Here is an 18,818-nt window from a genome sequence, read left to right as displayed (position 1 = left end):
TGTTTGAAAGAGGTGATTGTATGACGGAGGAACGTACTGAATTGGCTACCTTTGCCGGGGGGTGCTTCTGGTGTATGGAAAAGCCTTTTAAGGAGACCGCCGGAGTCATCCGGGTGGTATCCGGTTATACCGGAGGACATAAAGAAAATCCAACCTATGAAGAGGTTTGTACGCACCGGACGGGCCATTTGGAAGCAGTACAAATTACTTTTAATCCCGCAGAGGCTTCCTTTGCCAAATTGCTTGATATATTTTGGCAGCAAATTGACCCTACGGATGAGGAGGGGCAGTTTTTTGACCGGGGATCCTCCTACCAAACGGCTATTTTTTACCATAATGATGAGCAGAAAAGAATCGCCGAAGCGTCCAAAAAAGCATTAAATGAAAGCGGTCGCTTCCCTAAACCCATTGCAACCCGAATTCTTCCGGCCGCAACCTTTTATCCGGCGGAAGACTATCATCAGGAATATTACGCCCGGAATCCGCTCCATTACAACATGTACCGGCAGGCTTCCGGCAGGGACGCTTTTATTAACAAGTACTGGGGTAAAGAATTATGCCAAATAAAGAGTCGCTGAAAGAGAAATTAACCCGGCGGCAGTACGAGGTTACGCAAAAGAACGCCACGGAGCCGCCCTTTCAAAATGAATACTGGGACAATCACCGGGAAGGAATTTATGTGGACGTCGTATCCGGGGAAGCCCTGTTCAGCTCCCTGGACAAGTTTGATTCCGGCTGCGGGTGGCCTAGCTTTAGCAAGCCCCTCCATGCCGAAGGCATCCGGGAGAAAAAGGATACCAGTCACTTTATGGTTCGCACGGAAGTTCGCAGTAAAGAGGCGGATTCACACCTAGGCCATGTCTTTACCGATGGACCGGCGCCTACCGGCCTGCGCTACTGTATTAATTCCGCCTCCCTGCGGTTCATTCCCAAGGAGGATCTGGCAAAGGAAGGCTACGGAGCATACCTGCGGCTATTTGAGAAAAAGGAATAAAAATCGGAATCGCCCCCCAAGTCTTAAGAGGGCGATTTCCTTTTATGGATCCTTTGGACAGCAATGGTAAGGAAAAATCTGGATTTCTTAACGGAAAGGTGAAGATATGAACCTGTCAGCCGAAAATTATAGTAAAGAAGAGAGTTTCAGCATGTTAATAACGGCTGCTTTAATTACATAAATTTAGAGCATGAAAAGAAAGTAATGATAAAGGAGTTGTTTTTAGATAATGGATATTATTCCGGGGGAAAAATTAATTGTTGTTAAGCAGGAAGTGATCATTCGTACAACGGATCAGCCTTCTTTTGCGACGACCGTTTCAGAGGTGGAGGGGGGTAATTTTTGGATTAAACTGCCCCGGGAAGGCAGCCAGGTTTTAATGCTGCGTGTTGGCCAAAAGGTAACCGTAAGTGTTTCCCTGCTGCAAGGTTATTACACTGCCAGTACCCGAATTGTGGCTCTGGGGGAACAGTTCAAGGATTTTTATGCCCTGGCCATTCCCAATGAATTTACCCGGACGGAAGAAGCCCGGTTTGTAAGATCCAACTACTCGGCCAATGTGCGTTTTGAAAGGGACGGGCAGGCCGTGCAGACTTCCCTGGTCAACTTTACCGCAGAGGGCATGATGGTTTATCTGGTTCCGGATCTGGAAAGCCTGCTGCAGAAACCCTCCTCGGAACCCCTATATGTTATTTTGGATTTCCTAAAAAGAAAAATACCTGTACGCTTATCCTGGCAAGAGGTGCGCAATAACATTTCTTTCGCCGGATTTCAGTTTATGAATTTACCCGCAGCAGTGGTTGAAGAAATTGACGAGTTAGCCAGCAAATATTCGGACCCCACCATGAAAGGCGGCGATATTTTTAGCTCACAGCAAGCTTTAAAAAGCAAAAAGCAGCCTGAAAATCTTTATCCAACCCTAACCTCCAAGTGGAAAAGGTAAGGGCTCATTCAAAAATTCGTTTGCCCAAGGCCGAGGTAACCAGCTCCACCGCCAGGCTGGCCGTGTGATTGCCCCCCCGGTCCTCGATGGGATTGACTTCGCAGATTTCCAGGGATCGGAGCATTTTCGTCTCGGCAATTAATTCTAAAGCCAGATGGGCCTCCCGGTAACTGATCCCTCCGGGAACCGGCGTACCCACTCCGGAGGCGATCGAAGGGTCCACCACATCCATGTCGAAACTCACATGAAGACCGCTTCCCCCCTGTCCGGCAATGGCAATGGCTTCTTTTACCACCCGGGCCATGCCCAGTTCATCAATTTTTTTCATACTATAAACTTTGACCCTGGAATTTTTCAGCGAGATCTTTTCATGATAATCAAGGTCCCGGACACCGATTAATACCGTTTTATCCTCCTGCACAAAGGGGGAGAGGCCTCCTAGTTGAACTAATTTTGCGTGGCCCCGGCCGGTGGCCACAGCCAGGGGCATGCCATGAATATTTCCTGTCCGGCTGGTTTCAAAGGTGTTAAAGTCACCGTGAGCGTCAAACCAGATTAACCCAATGTCAGGCACGGATTTTCGTATACCGGCCAGGGTCCCCATGGCAATGCTGTGATCCCCGCCCAGCACCAGGGGAAAGTCGCCCCGGTCTAAAATAGCCTGGACCTGATTGGCTAATGTTCTGCACACCGTTAGAATTTCATCTAAAAAGATGGTATCGGGATTGGCCATCTTGATACTTTCGTGAACCGGAACGTCGATATTTCCGCTGTCAACCACCTGGAGCCCCATTTTAACCAGTGCCTGGCACAGTCCGGCATAGCGAACAGCACTGGGCCCCATGTCTGTTCCCCGCCGGTTTGCTCCCAGATCCAGGGGGACACCGATAATTTCAACCGTCATGTAAGCCACCTCAGTTTCTCTCTTTGCCGCTACCCATTTTATTATAATCAAAATGGCCCGCATTACCATAAAATTTTAATCATTCCAGCCTACTATTCAATCTAGCAATTAATGTCGGAATATTGGGAAAATAATTTTACCAAATTCTTTTATTTTATATTAAGATAGAGCAAAAAAGCAGGTGAAGTCAATGGCGGGAAGGTTGCCCTTGGATTATTCCTATTTGTTTTATCAATGGAATGAATTCACCGATAAGGTTCGCTCCGGCCAAAATATTTTTCCGCAATCCTGGTCTTCTTCTTTGTGGCAGGAGAAGCTGCATTTGCTGCACAACATTATTACCAATCATCCGGATAGCGGGCTTTGCAGCCGCTGCGGAGAATGCTGCCTGGATTTTCCTTTTGCCTGTCGGCCTGTTGAATTTTTTTATATTCTTCCTTATATTGCTTTGCAGTGGCCGAAAGACCGTCAGCAGACTCTTTTTTTAGAACAAATGGGAAAAATAAGAGACGATGGGCAAAATTACTGCCCCTTCCTGGAAAAAGGGGGTTGCTCCATTTATCCTGTGCGTCCTTTACTCTGCCGCCGGGCCATTTGTGGTGAACACATCTGCAACAAACAAAACCGGGATTTTGACAGCCTGGGGGACTGGTGCAATGCCGACCCGGTGATTACTCAACTAACCACCATGAATCTCGTCTATTATTATTTCGACGAACAGAATCAAAGCATTGAATTAAACTGGCCGGTGGAATTGCCGGGGCTCAAAAGCTTTTCCCTAACGGTGGCGCCCTTTGAGATCTGGTTGCTGCTGCTATTGGACCAGCGTGAACTTTGTGCCGGAGTGCTGGAACTGAAAACCTTTAAGCCCATTCTACAGTGCCTTAAACCGGGGACTTTATCCCTGGGAACCGCCTGACACGAAAATGCTATAAAAGGGAGTGTCGTGAAACTATTTTTTTAATAGCGCGCCAAAAGAACAGGCAGATAACACAACAAACAACCGGCTAACAGGAATAGAACACGGATTGAACGGATGATACCGATTTACGCGGATTTTTTAAAACAAAAAATTAAAAAACCCGTGTAATCAGTGAACTCCGTAAAATCCGTGTTCTATTATTTTTCCAGAAAATAGGGGTTGGGCAATGGGAAGCTTTTCGGGTTCTCTTTGCGCAACCCCTTTGTTTTTGACCTATTGCATGGGCATGGTTGACGGTGCTTGGTAGCTCTGAATCATGGTGTTGGTGGTGTTATCGGCCAGGGTGGGAACCTGGTACATGCCCTTTTGGTTCATGTACTGGAAAAGTTCATAGGCCCGGTTGATGGCAGATTGGGCGCAACCGGCCAGCAGGTTTCGCAGATTAGGATCGGCGCATTCCAGGGCGGCCCAGGTGCACTGCAGGGCGGCAGACTTGGCGCAGCCCATCATGCCGGAAGCAACGTCCCGGTCATCAATTTGGTTCATGTTGTTGTTGGGATGCTGGGGAGAAGGATTGCGCAGCCCGTACATGGGGTTGACCGGCCGCGGCGTGCGATAAGGAATCGCCTGATTGCCGCCCCGGTTATGCAGGTAATTCACGATGTTCTGATAGCTGCTTTGCATAAAACGGAGCTGATTTTCCCAGATACCCAATAGCTGAGAATCGGTAATATGGGGCTGGTAAAGCTCAAAGGAATTGATTCCATTGGTCATACCGGACAAAACTTCATGGGCCATTAGCAGTTCGTGGGCACCAATTTTTTGTCCTTGTTGGGAATGTCCTCCTTGGGGAATGCCGGTGATACCCATGGAATACCCTGTGGGATTTTGCCCTTGCGGGAAGGATTGATTATTCATAATGCTACCCCCTATTTTTTTAAGTAGTGTCTCACCGAAATTGAAAATTATACCAACAAAACCAGAAAGGCAAAAAGGGTATGCCCCAGCATAGATTATTTTAAAGCCACAAAAAGGAGGGAAGTAAAATGGAAGAACGCGATCTTCATAAACAGGATGCTGTTTGCCAATTGACCGGAGGTGAAGTGAAGGAAGAAAATGAAGAACTTTATAGAGGCAGTCAAGAAGATAATGCCTTGCGGAAAATCTACGCAGCCAAAACCTATAAATTTATTTATCCCTCCGAAAGCTGTCCCTATCGCGTTGGTTATGATTGTGAACTAAGAAAAGTCAATGTTTATGAAACCAGTAAACACTACTATTCCGATACCTGCTGTAAATCCCGATACCATAAACGGTGCAGGCATTTTGCAGATAAAGTCTCTACCATTAAAGAAAATAGATATTTTAAAGCCAGTTACTGCTGCCCTTATCTGGTAGAAGGTGTTTGTATACTGCGAAATGTAAATATGCGCGGACAGAATCGGGCCTTCTACGATTCTACCTGCTGCAAGACGGAATATATAAGAAGATGCCCTCATTTTCATGAGGCGGTGGGCAGAATAAAGAAAAGGCCTCAAGTAATCAGCGGAAAGGATTGTTGTCCTCATTTGGACAAAGGCCGCTGCCGGGTGAGGGAGATTGATGTAAAGAAACGGTGCCGGGATTTTCATGATCATACTTGCTGTAAAAAGAAATATCATAAATGCTGTCCTCACTATGCACGGGTAGACGTCGATTAAATAATGGAAGTCCGGACCGGCTCAAGGTCCGCTGAACCCCTGTGTTTTCTGCACAGAGGGTTCATTTGTTTTATTCCGGAGAGCAAGAGAGCACGGGATGATAGGCAGGTAAAGTCAAGCTGAAACCCGCAGGGATGCCCGGGTGGGAGGATTTAGTTGTTGAAATATCTGTTAAAATGGTTCAAAATGAAGTTGTTTGCAATATGTTATCGAAGCAGGGGAGTGTCACCATGGAAAAGTATGATGTGATTGTTGTAGGTGCCGGACCTGCCGGAATTTTTACCTGCTATGAGCTGGTATTAAAGGCCCCTCATTTAAAAGTGTTGTTAATCGACAAAGGTCGCGACATTTATAAGCGCCAGTGTCCCATTCTCCAGAAAAAACAGGTGAAGTGTCCTCCGCCCAATGAAAAAAAAGAGGTTGCCGGCTGCCTGCCTGCTTGTTCCGTCACCAACGGCTTTGGCGGCGCAGGGGCTTATTCCGACGGTAAATATAATATCACCACCGAGTTTGGCGGATGGATGGCCGATTATATGCCGGCTTCGGAAGTTTTTGAATTGATTCAGTATGTAGACCAAATCAATTTACAACATGGAGCAACCACCGTGACTTCCGACCCCACAACACCGGCCGTAAAAAGTATTGAAAAGCGGGGTCTGGGTGTTGGGCTCAAATTACTGCGGGCTAAAGTGAGGCATCTGGGTACCGAGCAAAACCTGGAGATTTTAAAAAGCATTTTTGAGTTTTTAAAAAATAAAGTTGATATGCTTTTTGAAATGGAAGTGGAGGACCTAATCACTTCTAAGCTGGATGGGAGTTATGAGATTAAGGGGATTAAGGTCAAAACCGGAGAGGCCTTTTATGCCTCAAAGGTTGTTGTTGTGCCCGGCAGGGACGGTTCCCAATGGTTGTCCGGCGTACTGAAGGCCCGGCATTTGGAATTGACCAATAATCAGGTTGATGTGGGGGTCCGGGTGGAAACCCTGGACACCATTATGGAAGAGATCAACGAGAATTTATACGAGGGAAAATTTATCTACAGGGCTTCCACCGGCACCACGGTGAGAACCTTCTGCAGCAACCCTTCGGGACACGTTGTGGTGGAAAATCACAGCGGGGTTATGCTGGCCAACGGCCATGCCTATAAGGATAAAAAATTGGGCAGCAACAATACCAACTTTGCTTTGCTGGTATCCCATAAGTTTTCTTATCCTTTTAATAAACCCATTGAATACGCCAAATCCATTTCCCGGTTAGCCAACGATTTATCCAACGGAAGTGTTTTAATCCAACGGTTCGGGGATATTCTCAAAGGCCGCCGGTCAACGGATAAAAGGATTCAGGAGGGCTTTGTGGAACCCACCTTGAAGGAAGCGGTACCCGGAAATCTCAGTCTGGTATTGCCCTATAACACCATGAAGAGCATTATTGAAATGATTCACGCCCTGGACACAGTCACACCGGGAATCGGGTCCGAGCACACGCTGCTCTATGGGGTGGAGGCTAAATTTTATTCCTCCCATCCTAAACTAAATAACCGCTTTGAAACGGAAATAAAGGGCTTATATGCCGGGGGAGACGGAGCCGGAGTCACCCGCGGACTGGCTCAGGCCGGGGCCTGCGGAGTGGCCATGGCCCGGGATATTGTAGAGAAAATTTCATTGTAAATCCAAGGACCCCTGGAGCTTTTTAGCGTTCCGGGGTCCTTTTATTAGGGCCATGGCTCAGCGGCAATGAAGAAAATCCTGCACCAGCCTGCACACCTCGGAGGCTTCCCCATCACAGCAAATTAAATGACCGGATTCCGGGAGATAATGCACCTGTTTTTGGCTTGAGCCTGCCCACCGGTAAATATAATCGGCGCTCCGGGGTTTAACCGTATCGTCCTTTAACCCCTGGACCACCAGCAAAGGGACGGTAATGCCGGGAATCAGAGGCTTTGTCCTAGCCAGCAGCAGCTTAAAATGAAGGACTGACCGGAGCGGTGTCCGCATCAGGTTGCCGGGGTATTTGCGAATTCGCCGCCGGGAGTCTTTATTTTTAACGGATAATAAAATGTTTTGGGCAATCCTTTTCATATTCAAAATATAAATGGGGGCGCTTAGGGTAACCAGTGCCTGAATAGGATATTTGCGGGCCAGATGAATACCGATGAGCCCTCCCATGGAAAAACCAATCACCATCACTTTCGGATAAGCGGCCAGCAGGTGTTTTAAAGGCCGCTCTGCCGAGGCAAGCCAGTCCTGATAGGAAACAGGGCCCAGGCTTGCCGGGAGATCCCCGTGCCCGGCCAGGATGGGAACCGCCACTGTATAGCCCAGGCTTTTTAAATGCTCTGCCAGGGGCAGCACTTCAAAGGGGCCGCCGGTAAATCCATGAAGAATAAGACAGGCTTTTTTTTCTAAAAGCATGCAGGTTCCTCCCGTTCCCATTTGAAAAGTTAACAATTGTTAACTCGAGGGCATAAAATAAATCAAGTCAGTAGTTTCCAAACTTTGGCCATGATCCGTTGCTTTAATTCCGGTAATTCCGGCAGCACCTCCCGGAAATAGGGATACTGGGCCAGAGGCTCCAGCAGCAGGCCGGTGTAAAGCGTAATGAGAAAATAAACTTCCTCCCGGGGAATTTGGCCGGAAGCCATCCCCTCCTCTAAAATGGTTTTAATTAAAAGGTGTGGTTTCCTGTTTTCCGGCAGATGATCCCAAAATTTATACTGGGATAACAGGGCAAAACGGATTTCCGAAGGGTGTTCCTGATAAAGATCATAAGTCATGGATACGATTCTGCATAACTTTTCAACGGCGCTTATTTCCAGAGCCATAATTTGCTGCATACGATGGCAGTAATCCCGGATGATTTCCCCAAAAATATAGAGAGACATGTCTTCTTTACCGTTAAAGTGTTTGTATAGAGCGGCTTCAGTAACCCCGGCTGCTTTGGCGATGTCCCTTACGGATACGGCATCGTATCCCCGGGCGGCAAAAAGTTGAATGCTGGCTTTTAGGAGCTCGCCCTTTTTGCCCTGATGCGAGAAAAGAGCTTCCATAAAAATTTCCTTTCTAGTTAACGATTGTTAACTTCAGTATATGGAGGTACACTGATTTGTCAAGGGTTACTATGAAAAATTGCCTGCCAAAGAAAGGCAGGCAATTAGAGGTGTTTGCTGTTCTTAACGCTTTGGAAAGATCCAGGTTTAAGTTGCTCTCTATATTTCCGTCTGTGCCAAAACTTGGGGCCAGGCGGACCGTTTTAAAAACCGCAGAAAGGACGACATTTTTTCTTGGGAGCAGGCTTGGTAGCATTGCTGATTTGAACCTGTTGGTTTTGCAATACCTTTAATTTGAGGAAAATAACCATTTTTTCTCTAAAACAATCAAAGTAGGAGCCTACAAAACATTTAGAGAACTTCTGCTTTTTAAATTTCTTAGGATGCAGGTGAATGTCTTCCTCAAAAATGGTAGCGGAAACTAATTCGCAGAAAGGTTTTTCGTTAAATTTCTCAAAGGTAAAGAAATGATCGCTCTCCTTCTTGTCGCAGCAGCAATCGTCATCATCTTCAAATTCGAATTCCTTATCAATCCGGGGCACTGCAAAATCCGGTTTGTTGCTAAATTGAATGGGTGTGGCGCATTCAAAGGGAACGTCTACGGTACAGGTGCGAAGATAGCCGCAGAAGCCGCCCTTGCAGGAACTCAAGGAAACCGGAACATATTCAATATTTTTGCGGACATAGCCCTTTAGGAACAATTTGTTGCTGTTCAGGACCAGTTCGCACTGCTCCAGGAAAACATCCTTTTTAATCCGTTTGATTTCAACGGCGGGTTGATCTAATTGGATGTCTGCTTCCACATCAATTTGAATTTTGGTTTCGGCCAGCACCACCGGAACCTTTACCGTGTCTTTGGCAACAGGTATTGGTTTGCTGGGGCAGCATGCCATCGTACGCACATTATGGACTTGAGCGCAATCTTCGAGGCATTTCAGATCGCAATTATCCATTACGAATCCTCCTTGTAAATAATTGTAATTTATACTGTAATATATAAAAAGGACTGGCAAAATGTTACAAAGAAGAAAATGTTTGCCCGGTAATTTTATCTTAGTTTTTGTCGGAAAAGTTTGTGCATATCAAGTTCCGATCAAAAAATAAACTTCTTCTCCTCGTTAAGGAAAAGTCCTAGGGAAATCTAGCCAAAGTAAAAGTCCGCCATCCTTTTCCTGGCGGACTTTTACTTTGGCTAGATCACAATAAACACACCGATTAATTATATGAATAGGCCCCAAAAACATATAAATACACTAACCGGCTTGAATCAACACAAAAATTTGGTTATATTTGTGGAAATTAGGAATTAAGTCCTATAAAGTAGGTCACAGAGTTCCCTATATTTTGATCGAACCAGTAGAGCCGTTTTCTCCGACTGGTCGAATTGGACCGTATAAGAAACCGCGTTGTTTGGGATTAAGCCTCTTACTTTTTCGATATTAATAATGTAGCTCTGGTGAGCTCTTATAAATGTATCCGGAAGCAGTTTAGAGAGATTATTTAAGGTATCATAGGTTTCCAGGATCTCATTATAAGTATGGATTAAAACTTTTTTGCCCACTTTTTCAAAGAACAAAATGTTTTTATAGTCTAAAAAGGATATGTTGGCCCCTATCTTTACGGGGATTTTTAAAGGAGCTTTTTGTTTAGCCCTTTTCTTTACTTTTAAAAGTGCACGCAGCAATCTCTCATCATCAAAGGGCTTGACCAGATAATCGGTAACGTCGAGGTCAAAAGCACTGTGGGCATATTGAGAATGTGCCGTGATAAATACAATTTGTATGGCCGGAGAAAAGGCAAGAATGGTTCTGGCCACATCTAACCCCGAGGTTTTACCATCTAAATCAATATCTAGAAAAACAGTGTCTGGAGAATGAGAACTTACGATGTTGATACATTCCATTGGTGTAGAGGCTTCGTAGATTTCCTTAACTTCTTCAATATTTTGAAGAACTGTCTTTATGAATTTTCTTATCTGATCAACATCGTCCACAATTAGCACATTCATAAAAAAACAGCTCCTATTAGTAAAGAAATATGTCTTATAAAAGGATTTTTATGGTATTGTTCTTTTTTCTACAAATATCTAATAGAAACCTTTATTTTTAATTCATCAGGAAGATATACGAAAGATAAAATCATTACAGTTAGAGGGGTGGTATAAATCGTATGATGTCAAAATTATTGGAAATGGCTAAAGGGGAAGGAATAGATATTCTATACTGGGATTTTAGAGAACCACTTCAAGGAGTTTACTGTACCGGGACAAATATACCATCAACCATTGCACTAAGTAACCGTCTTATTGCCAGCAGTTGTAATGATATATGTTCCATTCTGGCCGAATTATTAGGAGCACATTTTAGTTTTGCAAGAGCTGGGGAGGAAGTGATATATCCCTGCTACAATGGCAAAAAGGAAAGGACGACTCTCTTGGCCAAGGAATGGGCCGCCAATTACTTAATTTCTCAGGATGATCTTCATAAGGCATTGGCTCAGGGTAATACAGATGTAAATAAGCTGGTAAATTATTTTGGATTTTCTGAAGAACTAATTAAAATTCGGTTAAAAATTGCCATTATAAACAAAGAACTTGCTGTAAGCTAAGAACAAAATAGAATCTCTAACGGGCAAGATCAGAGGATTTTTGTAAGGACTAAAGGATAAAGATAAACCATGCCAAAGTTAGCATGGTTCATTTTTATGAGCGGTTTAATTTAGATTTTACATGATGTTTTATATAAAGATATTCTATAAAATCCTCAAGACTTTTTTGAGCTTCTTCCGGAAGTTCTGCGACAAGCTCCACCAATCGCTTTTCAATCTTTACCTCTTCTTTTTCAGGTATTTCTTCATGATCTGCAATGTAGCCTGCTTTTTGAAGCATTTTATTAACACTGATATCAAGACAGGGAGCTAATTTGGCAAGGGTGTCATGATCCGGGTTTATAGTAGCACCCCGTTCCAGTCGGGCAATGGTGGAAGTGCTCACTCCTGACCTGCGGCTTAAAGCAGCCTGACTTTTATACCCGGCGTTAATCCTCAGCTCGGCTAAATATTCACCAAACTCTTTTGGACCCAAAACAACACCTCCCTGTAGATAGGAAAATTATACAATATAGCCTCAATGCAGGCAATTGTGTCAGGTGGGATGAAAAAGGCTAGGGATAGCAGCATCTAAAAAAACGTGTCTCTGAAGATATAAAACGGAAAATAATATTGCATTAATGACGTAGTTATGGTAATATCTTGTCATTAATGATATGAAATTATGCTAATCATGTCATCTATGATAAAATTAAGGCAGGTGAGAAAAAATAAAAAAGATTGAAGAAGTAATGGAAAATGTCCATGTTGCTCTTAAGATTAAAAATCTAGAAGATTTTATGCAATCAAGAAAATTAACCGATATTAAATTGGCAGCGGAAACAACAATAAGCTTAAGTCAGATTATCAAGGTAAAAAAGGGCACGTCCGGGATCGGCAGCGAGTTCATTGCTAAAATGATAAATACATACCCGGATCAGGGTTTTGATTATTTTTTTGAAGTACTCAGTAAAAAAAAAAGATTAGCTGTGTGATTTAAATAGTTAACTAAAGTGAGCTTTAAAAAAATTCTCACTTGGTTATAAAGACAGTGGTTGGTTCTTTGACAACAAAGCGGTAAGCAGAGTGGGATTACGCTGAGAGTCAGTGAAGCCAGTATGAGAACAACAAAGTATTGTTCTTCGGCAGCCCCACTATTTCGCCCCGTTCCGGGAGCCTTTAAGTTATTATGGGTTTCGGGAAGGGGGTGAGGCTCAATATGGGAAAAATTAGAAAAATTAAGTATAAAACCATAAGAGAAATTGAGTTTTTAAACATCTGTGATTATCTGGAGCCTTTCAAGGAGGACATTTGCCGTTGGTATCTTAAAAAAGGCCAGGAATATACCATAAAATACATATTTACCCAATTCGACATCGTGATATATTCTAATGAATTAAAAAATTTTGTTGACGATGAGCAATGTCAACTGAAGATCATGAATGATGAATTCGGCCAGTATAAGAGCAATGTATATGATTTTTATAAAGCAAAGGGTCTCCGGCGCCTTAAGAATTATGTTTTTAACCAATTTGGCTTTAAACTGAAAAAAAGCCATCTGAGAATGTTCCTTGGCTTGAAAATCAACAAACATTATTTATATGTACAGGAGATAAGAAAGATTTCCTGGAATGTTTGTGGTTTCAACGGATCTTATTCACCCATTGCCGCAGATAAATACATGAATACCTGCCCAGGGAGAATGAGTGAAATATTAGACGAGAAGACAAATGGAGAAGGACAACGGATGGTTAATCATAACAAAATAATTCTCTTGTCGGCCGGGTTGCTGCAGCAAGGAAGAAAATTAGGTCATGTATAAGGAGTGTGAAGTTTGATGCCTGAGGACAAATTGAACATCCTTATTAAACTTGGTAAAAGAAGATTAGTCATTCTGGTATTAAAATATGGCTTTCAACATTCCCGGGTATTACGTTGCAGTCATTGGCTTGATAAACGAATCGTCATGGCTCAAAGAAAGAGGAAAGCCGCCTAATCAGGGATTTTTTTGACCCCCTTAAGCAATTCAAGTTTTGCCTTGCCCATAAAGCAAGGCTTTTATTTTTTGAGCTTTTAATTTAAATCTAAGGAATGTCCATTAGATACCAAGTAGAGAGGATATATTGAAAACCGAATTTTCCCTGCAATGGTTGCATTTTTCTGCTGCTGACATTGCCTTATTAAAAATGATGATGAAGGGGGGTTACTCGGAAAGTTTCTTTAGGAGGGGGACGGGTTGCCTAAAAAAGCCTGGTTAATTAGTTTTTCACTAGTACTGCTATTTCTAGCCCTATCAATCTTAATTCTTGTATTAGCAGACATTCAAACAAAAATTAATTATGTAGGTTGGGTTTTTACAATAATGCTAATTGTCTCGGTGTTATACAGTGTAATGAAACCAATTCTGGTCACCAAAAAAATTATCGATATTGCCCGTCAAGGGAAAAAATCTAAGCTCTAAAAGGAGGGGACTATGAGGAAAACATTTATCCCCTATATTCTAATGTTGTCCTTACTATTCATCTATCCACCGGCTCTTTATGCCGAAGAAGAACAAAATACTAATTCAATGGTACAAGAGCAAGTGATCGACGTATCCAGCGGAATTCCGTTGGTTACAAATGAGCAGGTGGTCAATAAGCTGAACCGTATGAACCAGGAAGTGTACTTTTTAGCCCAGGGATCAATTGGTTGGTGGATGGTCAACGTTCTATGGATACTCGTTCTCCTGGGAATATTTTTTAAAAAGGCTTGGCTTGCTCTGGGAGCAGCCTTCATAGGTTTTCTGTTCGTCATGTTTGGCCCCCAGATTATGGGGTACTTGAATCATCTAACAAAAGTTTAAGGAGGTGAAAACCAAGTGGCACTATCACCATATAAAAAATCATTAGTAATTGTTCTTCTCCTCATTATCATGATGGGAATAACGGTAAGTTCGGCTATGGCTGATAATATTGATATAGGGAGCGGGATTACAGAGGTTTCAAATAAAGCGGTATCTGAAAAACTATTAGATATCTTTAAAAAAGCCGCCTATATATTCAGTGCCTTTGCAGCCCTCTGTTTATTAGGGGTTGCCGGGAAATTTATGGTATCTAAAGGGGATGAGAGGAAAACTGCGGAGGCAAAAACCTGGTTTCAGTGGGTTACTATAGGCTTAATCATTGTCGCATTAGGACTTGTATTCTTAGGCTTTATAGCTTGGTTAGTTAAAACTTAAGAAAGGAGATCGGCCCCCGGACTTCATCCGGGGGCCTCACTTATAACATGAGGATGTACATGGTGCCGTTTAAGAAAGAAGATGAACCCGTGATTCTTTCATTGTTTGGTTTTGACTTAAATACCCGAGAATTAATCTGGAGCTGTAGTTCATTTATCCTCAGCATTTTGTTAGGAGTCATTCAAATCATCATCCTGAGTTTTCCGGTTTTCGTTCCCTTTCTAACAGCCATTCCCATTATTGTGGGGGGCCATTACATGGCTCTTAAAAGGGTGAAACATATTGACTATTATACTACTTTGGATAAGCATATCTGGTTGAAACTGCAAGACCGGTTTACCTGCAAGACCTATCTAAATTATCGCCGTAATACCAAACTGCCGTTAAAGGATGGGGAGGGATCACTGTAGTGGAGTTTTTATTCCCGTTTCTGGTTTTGTTTCTGGTTATTATTCTAGCCCTCGGGATGTTTTTTTTTATACAGCAAACTTCCTCCATGCCGAGATTTATGCAAGAAAAGAAGAAAAAGCTGAACCAACCGGAAGAGATTTTTAAAGAAGCGCACATCAGTGAGCTGATTCATTATAAATATATTCAAAATGGAATTTACCGCCAGGGAAATCGGTATTTCGGGATAGCCAGTCTCAATGGAGCCAATTTTAGTGTAATGTCTACCCCGGAACAGGATAACAAGGAAAGCATGATTGTAAGCATTCTCAGTCAGGTTGATTATCCGAATCAATACATTTCCAATACCGTAATCTCCGATACGGAAAAAGGCGCCCTTGAAGTAAGGCGACGGATCAAAGAAGCCTCGCCGGAGGAATTAACGCCCGGATTAAGGGCTTATATGACCCTGTATGCTGATTTTCTAACCGGCATGAAGCTGCAGAGAGCGGTTTTATCGGCGCAAAGTTGGCTTGTTATCGGCTCTTTAAACGACGATGATGACCCGGAAGAGGCGATTATCAAACGCTTTGAGCATATTTCAAAAAAACTTCATCAAAGGGTGGGCATTGTCATTACCCGGTTGACCAAAAGAGAGGATATCTATGATGCCCTGCACCAAATCCTATTGCCGGATCGAATTATTTCTCCCAGCAGCCGGGTGAATGCAGGGGTTACCGAGCCGCTGCACTGGTCCAGGAATGAAATCAGCAAGGGGGTGGAATAAATTGTTTGGTTGGAAGAGAAAAAAAAGAAACCTTGGGAAGACCAAGAGTATCGAAATAGCAGCACCCAGCCTTCATGATTTAAGTCTGCCGGACAGAATTCAGTTTTATGACGATCATTACCGGATTGATCACCTGTATTGCTGCACGTTGGTTGTAGATGCAATTCCTGAGATTATCAATATGGGATGGTTTAATAACATTACCAACCTGGGCGGGGTAACGGTTTCCGTGAGCAATATTCCCAATAAGCGTAGAGAGGCCAATGAGAAAGTGAACGGCTGGAGAAGTATTGTGGGTTCTGAGCTGATTTTAGCAAAAAAAGCCGGCAATACCAGCGCAGTTGATACTCTGGAGGTCAAATACAACTATTACAGGCAATTGCTGAGAGATATTTCTCTGAAAAGAAATAACATTGTTACGGTTACCGTAACCGTTATGATCACTGCTAAATCTTACGAAGAAATGGATAAAAAAAAGAGCAGAGTAAAGGATTTACTGGCCAACACCAATTCCCGTACTCTTTACAAAAGACAGCACCAGGGGCTTAAAAGCATCTTACCTTTTATCGATACGAATGTACCGGAATATCACGATGTTACCGTGGCCAATGCGGCTTGCCTGGCTCCCCTGATCAGTACCGACTTCAGTCATCCCGCAACCGGTAATGCAATTTATTTTGGTGAAAACGCAACAGGATCTCCGGCCTTCCTGGATTTATTTATCGGTCCGCCGCGGCTCTTCGGTCCTCACATGTTTCTGACAGGGATGACTCGAGTGGGGAAATCCTACACCGTGAAGGGGATGACGGCGAGATCCAGGGCGCTGGGCATCAAAAGCGTCATCATTGACCCGGAAGGAGAGTACGGCAACCTCTGCAAGTCCCTTGGCGGTGTGCTGATACGGTTTAATCCGGGGATGGAATGTATGTTTAATCCCTTTGATGTGGAGCCCGATTATGACGAAGAAACAGGAACGTACTATATCGACCTGCTGAGTAAAGCCGGAGAGATTATCAGCTTATTCTCCGGTTTAATTGAAATAATGGGCGAACGAATGACTGCTGAGGAACGGGCCTTGGCCAGTGAAGCCATCCGTCAAGAGTACCAATCCTGCGACATAACCTCGGACCCTCAGAGTCTGTTTAAAGAAGGGACTGGAAAGAAAGAAGGGGAAAAGTACTCCGCCGGACTGGAATATAAATCGCTGCCAACCATTAGCAGCTTTATTGAAAGGCTTAAAAAATTAGGCGCCCATCGTCTTGCAACCATACTGATTCCCTTTACCAAGGGCCATGAGTATGGTTTTTTTGATGGCCAGGGAATCGGTTCGCTTTTTGACGCACCGATTATTGTGTTTGATTTAAAGGGACTGAACAATAAGTTCGCGGTTACCTACGCCAATTTAGTCATGCTTTCCTGGACCCTTGAAAAATTTATTAAAAAGCACCGGGAAGTTAAAAAGAGGGTTGTTTGTGACGAGTGCTGGATGTTTCTCCTCCATCCGGACACTGCCGAGTTCCTTTCCACGGTTTCCCGCCGGGGCGCTAAGTATAATACCTCCCTTCTCCTTGCCACGCAGTCTTTCCGAGAGTTTATGACAAAAGAAGGAGAAACCATCATTAACATGTGCGACACCCGGTTTTATCTCAAAATGCAGTCTACGGACGCCAAGGGTCTTGGACAGATGTTTGATATTCCCCCGGATGTGATTGAACAAATTAAGAGTTTTGAGCCAGGGCAGGGACTGCTGAAAGTTGGCAATGAGATGGCTGTCATCAACTTTAGGGGACTTCCCTTTGAAGAGTCCTTTATTCGCAGTGATCCGGAAGCCATCATAAGGCGGTAAGGGGGGATATGGTGTTAAAAAAAATCTTTTTGGCATTAGCTATTTGGTCTATAATGGCTGCCCCTGCTTATGCGATGACATTAAAACCTATGGTGGAAGATGTTAGTTCAAAGGTCAGCGATAAAGGTAAAGTTACTTTAACCATTAAGGTTAAAGTGGTAGTTTCTGGGGATAATGTGGATCACAATATAACCATTTATCGAACTCCTCTGGGAGGGGATAATAAGCCGACTGGAAAACAAGAAAAAAGAGGAGAGATTTCTTGCCCGAAAGTAATTCTGGAAGGACCCTTAGACAGTGAGAGAGCGACAACAACCTTTAATGAAAGCCCCGGAAATGGCAAATATCGATATACCGTTAAAACAGACGATGGATCTTCTAGGTCTACAGATGTTACCCTAACCAACCATCTCCCAGGGGCCGATGATGAGGACACCAAAGGAGGGATAACTTCCCTCCACTTTACCAATAAGTGGCTTTCCGTTGTTATGTTGTGGTATTGTACCTTGGTAATGCTCTCGGGGGCGTTTATATTCCTGGTCATCGTTCGTTCCGGATACCGGTACTATCATTCTTCCATAGACCCGTCCATTCGGGCCAGTTTGTTAATGGATATCCAACGCTGTTTTGTGGCCATGCTGATTATTATTTTGGCTCCCTACTGCATCTATCTGCTGATACAAATTAACGATGCCGGGGTTTCTCTTTTTAGAAATATGACCAAAAATATCATTGATTCTACCAATCTCGAATTACAGCAAAAAAATTTGGACGGGGCCGGAATGTTTGAAACCATTGTGGCCGCACCCTTTCAAACCATTGTAGCTATTTTTAATGATGTTTTTGATCTTTATTCACTGGATCAACTAATTTTTAATGACACAGCTCAATCCCCCTTCTTTGGAGATATTTTTGGACAAATACAGGTTGGCAACGTTTTCGCAACAGCTCTGCTGAACATGTGCTTTATCGGTTTCAATGCCTATTTTAACGCTCTATATGAGATCCGCTTTTGGGTTGTTTCCGCGGCCTTTGTGGGTACTCCCCTCATCGTATGGATCTGGGCCCTAACGGAAGAGAGACAGGTACTGGAACTCTGGGGCGGAGAGATAATCAGCACGATCTTTATGCAGTTTTTTCACGCCTTGGTTTTCGGGGTGTTCTTTACCATCCTGGTAGCGAGCCGGGTGGAGCATTCGGCCACCTTTATGGTAAATACCCTGTTGGCAGTGGCCAGTGTAGATGAACTGGCATTGACCTTGAGAAAGGTTGGGGTTTGGTTTGCCTCACTGGGGGGAGCGTTATGCTTTGGAACCCTGCTTTCTGTTGCAATTAAAATGGCCGTGAGCAGAGGCGATGAAAGGAAAATTACCGAGGCTAAAGAAAGCTTCTCTAAGGCTATAACCGGTGTTTTTGTCTTAGGGCTATCTCTCATTATCGCTGGATTTCTGGTTTGGCTGTTCAGCGGAGACTGGTACTAAGG

23 protein-coding genes are annotated in these 18,818 nt (G+C 43.7%); 16 read left to right on the top strand and 7 right to left on the bottom strand.

Annotated features, from left to right (window positions below; genetic code table 11):
- The first annotated feature begins 20 nt into the window (after positions 1–20).
- From msrA to DESRU_RS19175, 3 genes are all read left to right on the top strand, one after another.
- The gene (gene msrA, locus DESRU_RS21860; protein ID WP_013843758.1) at positions 21–578 is read left to right on the top strand and encodes a peptide-methionine (S)-S-oxide reductase MsrA; all 558 of its coding nucleotides are present in this window, start codon (positions 21–23) and stop codon (positions 576–578) included.
- A complete protein-coding gene (gene msrB / locus DESRU_RS21855) occupies positions 557–994 on the top strand; it encodes a peptide-methionine (R)-S-oxide reductase MsrB (RefSeq protein ID WP_013843757.1) in 438 nt (145 codons plus the stop codon). Before msrA ends, msrB begins: the two co-directional genes overlap by 22 nt.
- A 229-nt stretch (positions 995–1,223) precedes the next feature.
- Positions 1,224–1,937: a flagellar brake domain-containing protein gene (locus DESRU_RS19175; protein ID WP_013843756.1), complete on the top strand. Its 714-nt coding sequence runs from the start codon at positions 1,224–1,226 to the stop codon at positions 1,935–1,937.
- Between the two features lie 4 nt (positions 1,938–1,941).
- Here the strand turns inward: DESRU_RS19175 and rocF are convergent, their stop codons facing one another.
- Positions 1,942–2,841, bottom strand: coding sequence for an arginase (gene rocF / locus DESRU_RS19170; RefSeq protein WP_013843755.1), 900 nt, complete (start codon positions 2,839–2,841; stop codon positions 1,942–1,944).
- A 190-nt stretch (positions 2,842–3,031) separates the two neighbouring features.
- Between rocF and DESRU_RS19165 the strand changes: the two genes are divergently transcribed.
- Positions 3,032–3,760, top strand: coding sequence for a YkgJ family cysteine cluster protein (locus tag DESRU_RS19165; RefSeq protein WP_013843754.1), 729 nt, complete (start codon positions 3,032–3,034; stop codon positions 3,758–3,760).
- A 276-nt stretch (positions 3,761–4,036) separates the two neighbouring features.
- On the opposite strand, the gene DESRU_RS19160 is transcribed toward DESRU_RS19165, so the two are convergent.
- Positions 4,037–4,681 (bottom strand): spore coat protein, encoded by a 645-nt coding sequence (locus DESRU_RS19160; RefSeq protein WP_013843753.1) that lies wholly within the window; start codon positions 4,679–4,681, stop codon positions 4,037–4,039.
- A gap of 128 nt (positions 4,682–4,809) precedes the next feature.
- On the opposite strand from DESRU_RS19160, the gene DESRU_RS19155 reads away from it, so the two are divergent.
- On the top strand, positions 4,810–5,463 hold the full coding sequence (locus DESRU_RS19155) for a hypothetical protein (RefSeq protein WP_013843752.1): 654 nt from the start codon (positions 4,810–4,812) through the stop codon (positions 5,461–5,463).
- Between the two features lie 230 nt (positions 5,464–5,693).
- Positions 5,694–7,130 carry an NAD(P)/FAD-dependent oxidoreductase gene (locus tag DESRU_RS19150; RefSeq protein ID WP_013843751.1) on the top strand — a complete coding sequence of 479 codons (1,437 nt, stop codon included), beginning with the start codon at positions 5,694–5,696 and terminating at the stop codon, positions 7,128–7,130.
- A gap of 57 nt (positions 7,131–7,187) precedes the next feature.
- Here the strand turns inward: DESRU_RS19150 and DESRU_RS19145 are convergent, their stop codons facing one another.
- The 4 genes from DESRU_RS19145 to DESRU_RS19130 form a co-directional block, all read right to left on the bottom strand.
- Complete coding sequence (locus DESRU_RS19145; RefSeq protein WP_013843750.1) at positions 7,188–7,874, bottom strand: alpha/beta hydrolase; 687 nt, start codon at positions 7,872–7,874, stop codon at positions 7,188–7,190.
- Positions 7,875–7,936: 62 nt separating this feature from the next.
- Entirely contained in the window at positions 7,937–8,509 is a 573-nt protein-coding gene (locus DESRU_RS19140; RefSeq protein WP_013843749.1) for a TetR/AcrR family transcriptional regulator, read from the bottom strand.
- A gap of 203 nt (positions 8,510–8,712) precedes the next feature.
- A complete protein-coding gene (locus tag DESRU_RS19135; RefSeq protein ID WP_013843748.1) occupies positions 8,713–9,462 on the bottom strand; it encodes a CsxC family protein in 750 nt (249 codons plus the stop codon).
- A 353-nt stretch (positions 9,463–9,815) separates the two neighbouring features.
- On the bottom strand, positions 9,816–10,517 hold the full coding sequence (locus DESRU_RS19130) for a LytR/AlgR family response regulator transcription factor (protein ID WP_013843747.1): 702 nt from the start codon (positions 10,515–10,517) through the stop codon (positions 9,816–9,818).
- Between the two features lie 161 nt (positions 10,518–10,678).
- Here DESRU_RS19130 and DESRU_RS19125 point away from each other — a divergent pair, with 161 nt between their 5' ends.
- Positions 10,679–11,116 carry an ImmA/IrrE family metallo-endopeptidase gene (locus DESRU_RS19125; RefSeq protein WP_013843746.1) on the top strand — a complete coding sequence of 146 codons (438 nt, stop codon included), beginning with the start codon at positions 10,679–10,681 and terminating at the stop codon, positions 11,114–11,116.
- Between the two features lie 94 nt (positions 11,117–11,210).
- Here the strand turns inward: DESRU_RS19125 and DESRU_RS20070 are convergent, their stop codons facing one another.
- Positions 11,211–11,591, bottom strand: a complete 381-nt coding sequence (locus DESRU_RS20070; RefSeq protein WP_013843745.1) for a transcriptional regulator — start codon at positions 11,589–11,591, stop codon at positions 11,211–11,213.
- Between the two features lie 723 nt (positions 11,592–12,314).
- Here DESRU_RS20070 and DESRU_RS19110 point away from each other — a divergent pair.
- The 9 genes from DESRU_RS19110 to DESRU_RS19075 all read left to right on the top strand — a co-directional run bounded on the left by DESRU_RS19110 (position 12,315) and on the right by DESRU_RS19075 (position 18,816).
- Complete coding sequence (locus DESRU_RS19110) at positions 12,315–12,917, top strand: hypothetical protein (RefSeq protein WP_013843743.1); 603 nt, start codon at positions 12,315–12,317, stop codon at positions 12,915–12,917.
- Between the two features lie 15 nt (positions 12,918–12,932).
- Positions 12,933–13,091 carry an aspartyl-phosphate phosphatase Spo0E family protein gene (locus tag DESRU_RS20455; protein ID WP_013843742.1) on the top strand — a complete coding sequence of 53 codons (159 nt, stop codon included), beginning with the start codon at positions 12,933–12,935 and terminating at the stop codon, positions 13,089–13,091.
- Between the two features lie 240 nt (positions 13,092–13,331).
- Positions 13,332–13,556: a hypothetical protein gene (locus tag DESRU_RS19105; RefSeq protein WP_013843741.1), complete on the top strand. Its 225-nt coding sequence runs from the start codon at positions 13,332–13,334 to the stop codon at positions 13,554–13,556.
- A 12-nt stretch (positions 13,557–13,568) separates the two neighbouring features.
- A complete protein-coding gene (locus DESRU_RS19100) occupies positions 13,569–13,940 on the top strand; it encodes a hypothetical protein (protein WP_013843740.1) in 372 nt (123 codons plus the stop codon).
- A gap of 15 nt (positions 13,941–13,955) precedes the next feature.
- Positions 13,956–14,315 carry a hypothetical protein gene (locus DESRU_RS19095; RefSeq protein ID WP_013843739.1) on the top strand — a complete coding sequence of 120 codons (360 nt, stop codon included), beginning with the start codon at positions 13,956–13,958 and terminating at the stop codon, positions 14,313–14,315.
- 59 nt (positions 14,316–14,374) lie between these two features.
- Positions 14,375–14,725, top strand: coding sequence for a hypothetical protein (locus DESRU_RS19090; protein ID WP_013843738.1), 351 nt, complete (start codon positions 14,375–14,377; stop codon positions 14,723–14,725).
- Between the two features lie 86 nt (positions 14,726–14,811).
- On the top strand, positions 14,812–15,489 hold the full coding sequence (locus DESRU_RS19085) for a hypothetical protein (RefSeq protein ID WP_187290594.1): 678 nt from the start codon (positions 14,812–14,814) through the stop codon (positions 15,487–15,489).
- A gap of 1 nt (position 15,490) precedes the next feature.
- Positions 15,491–17,335 (top strand): VirB4 family type IV secretion system protein, encoded by a 1,845-nt coding sequence (locus DESRU_RS19080; protein ID WP_013843736.1) that lies wholly within the window; start codon positions 15,491–15,493, stop codon positions 17,333–17,335.
- 74 nt (positions 17,336–17,409) lie between these two features.
- Positions 17,410–18,816 carry a pilin gene (locus DESRU_RS19075; RefSeq protein ID WP_187290593.1) on the top strand — a complete coding sequence of 469 codons (1,407 nt, stop codon included), beginning with the start codon at positions 17,410–17,412 and terminating at the stop codon, positions 18,814–18,816.
- Positions 18,817–18,818 lie beyond the last annotated feature (2 nt).

It is taken from the genome of Desulforamulus ruminis DSM 2154 (assembly GCF_000215085.1).
Classification (GTDB): domain Bacteria; phylum Bacillota; class Desulfotomaculia; order Desulfotomaculales; family Desulfotomaculaceae; genus Desulfotomaculum; species Desulfotomaculum ruminis.
The sequence above is the reverse complement of the archived record's forward strand: the minus strand, read 5'-3'. Positions and strand labels throughout refer to the sequence as shown.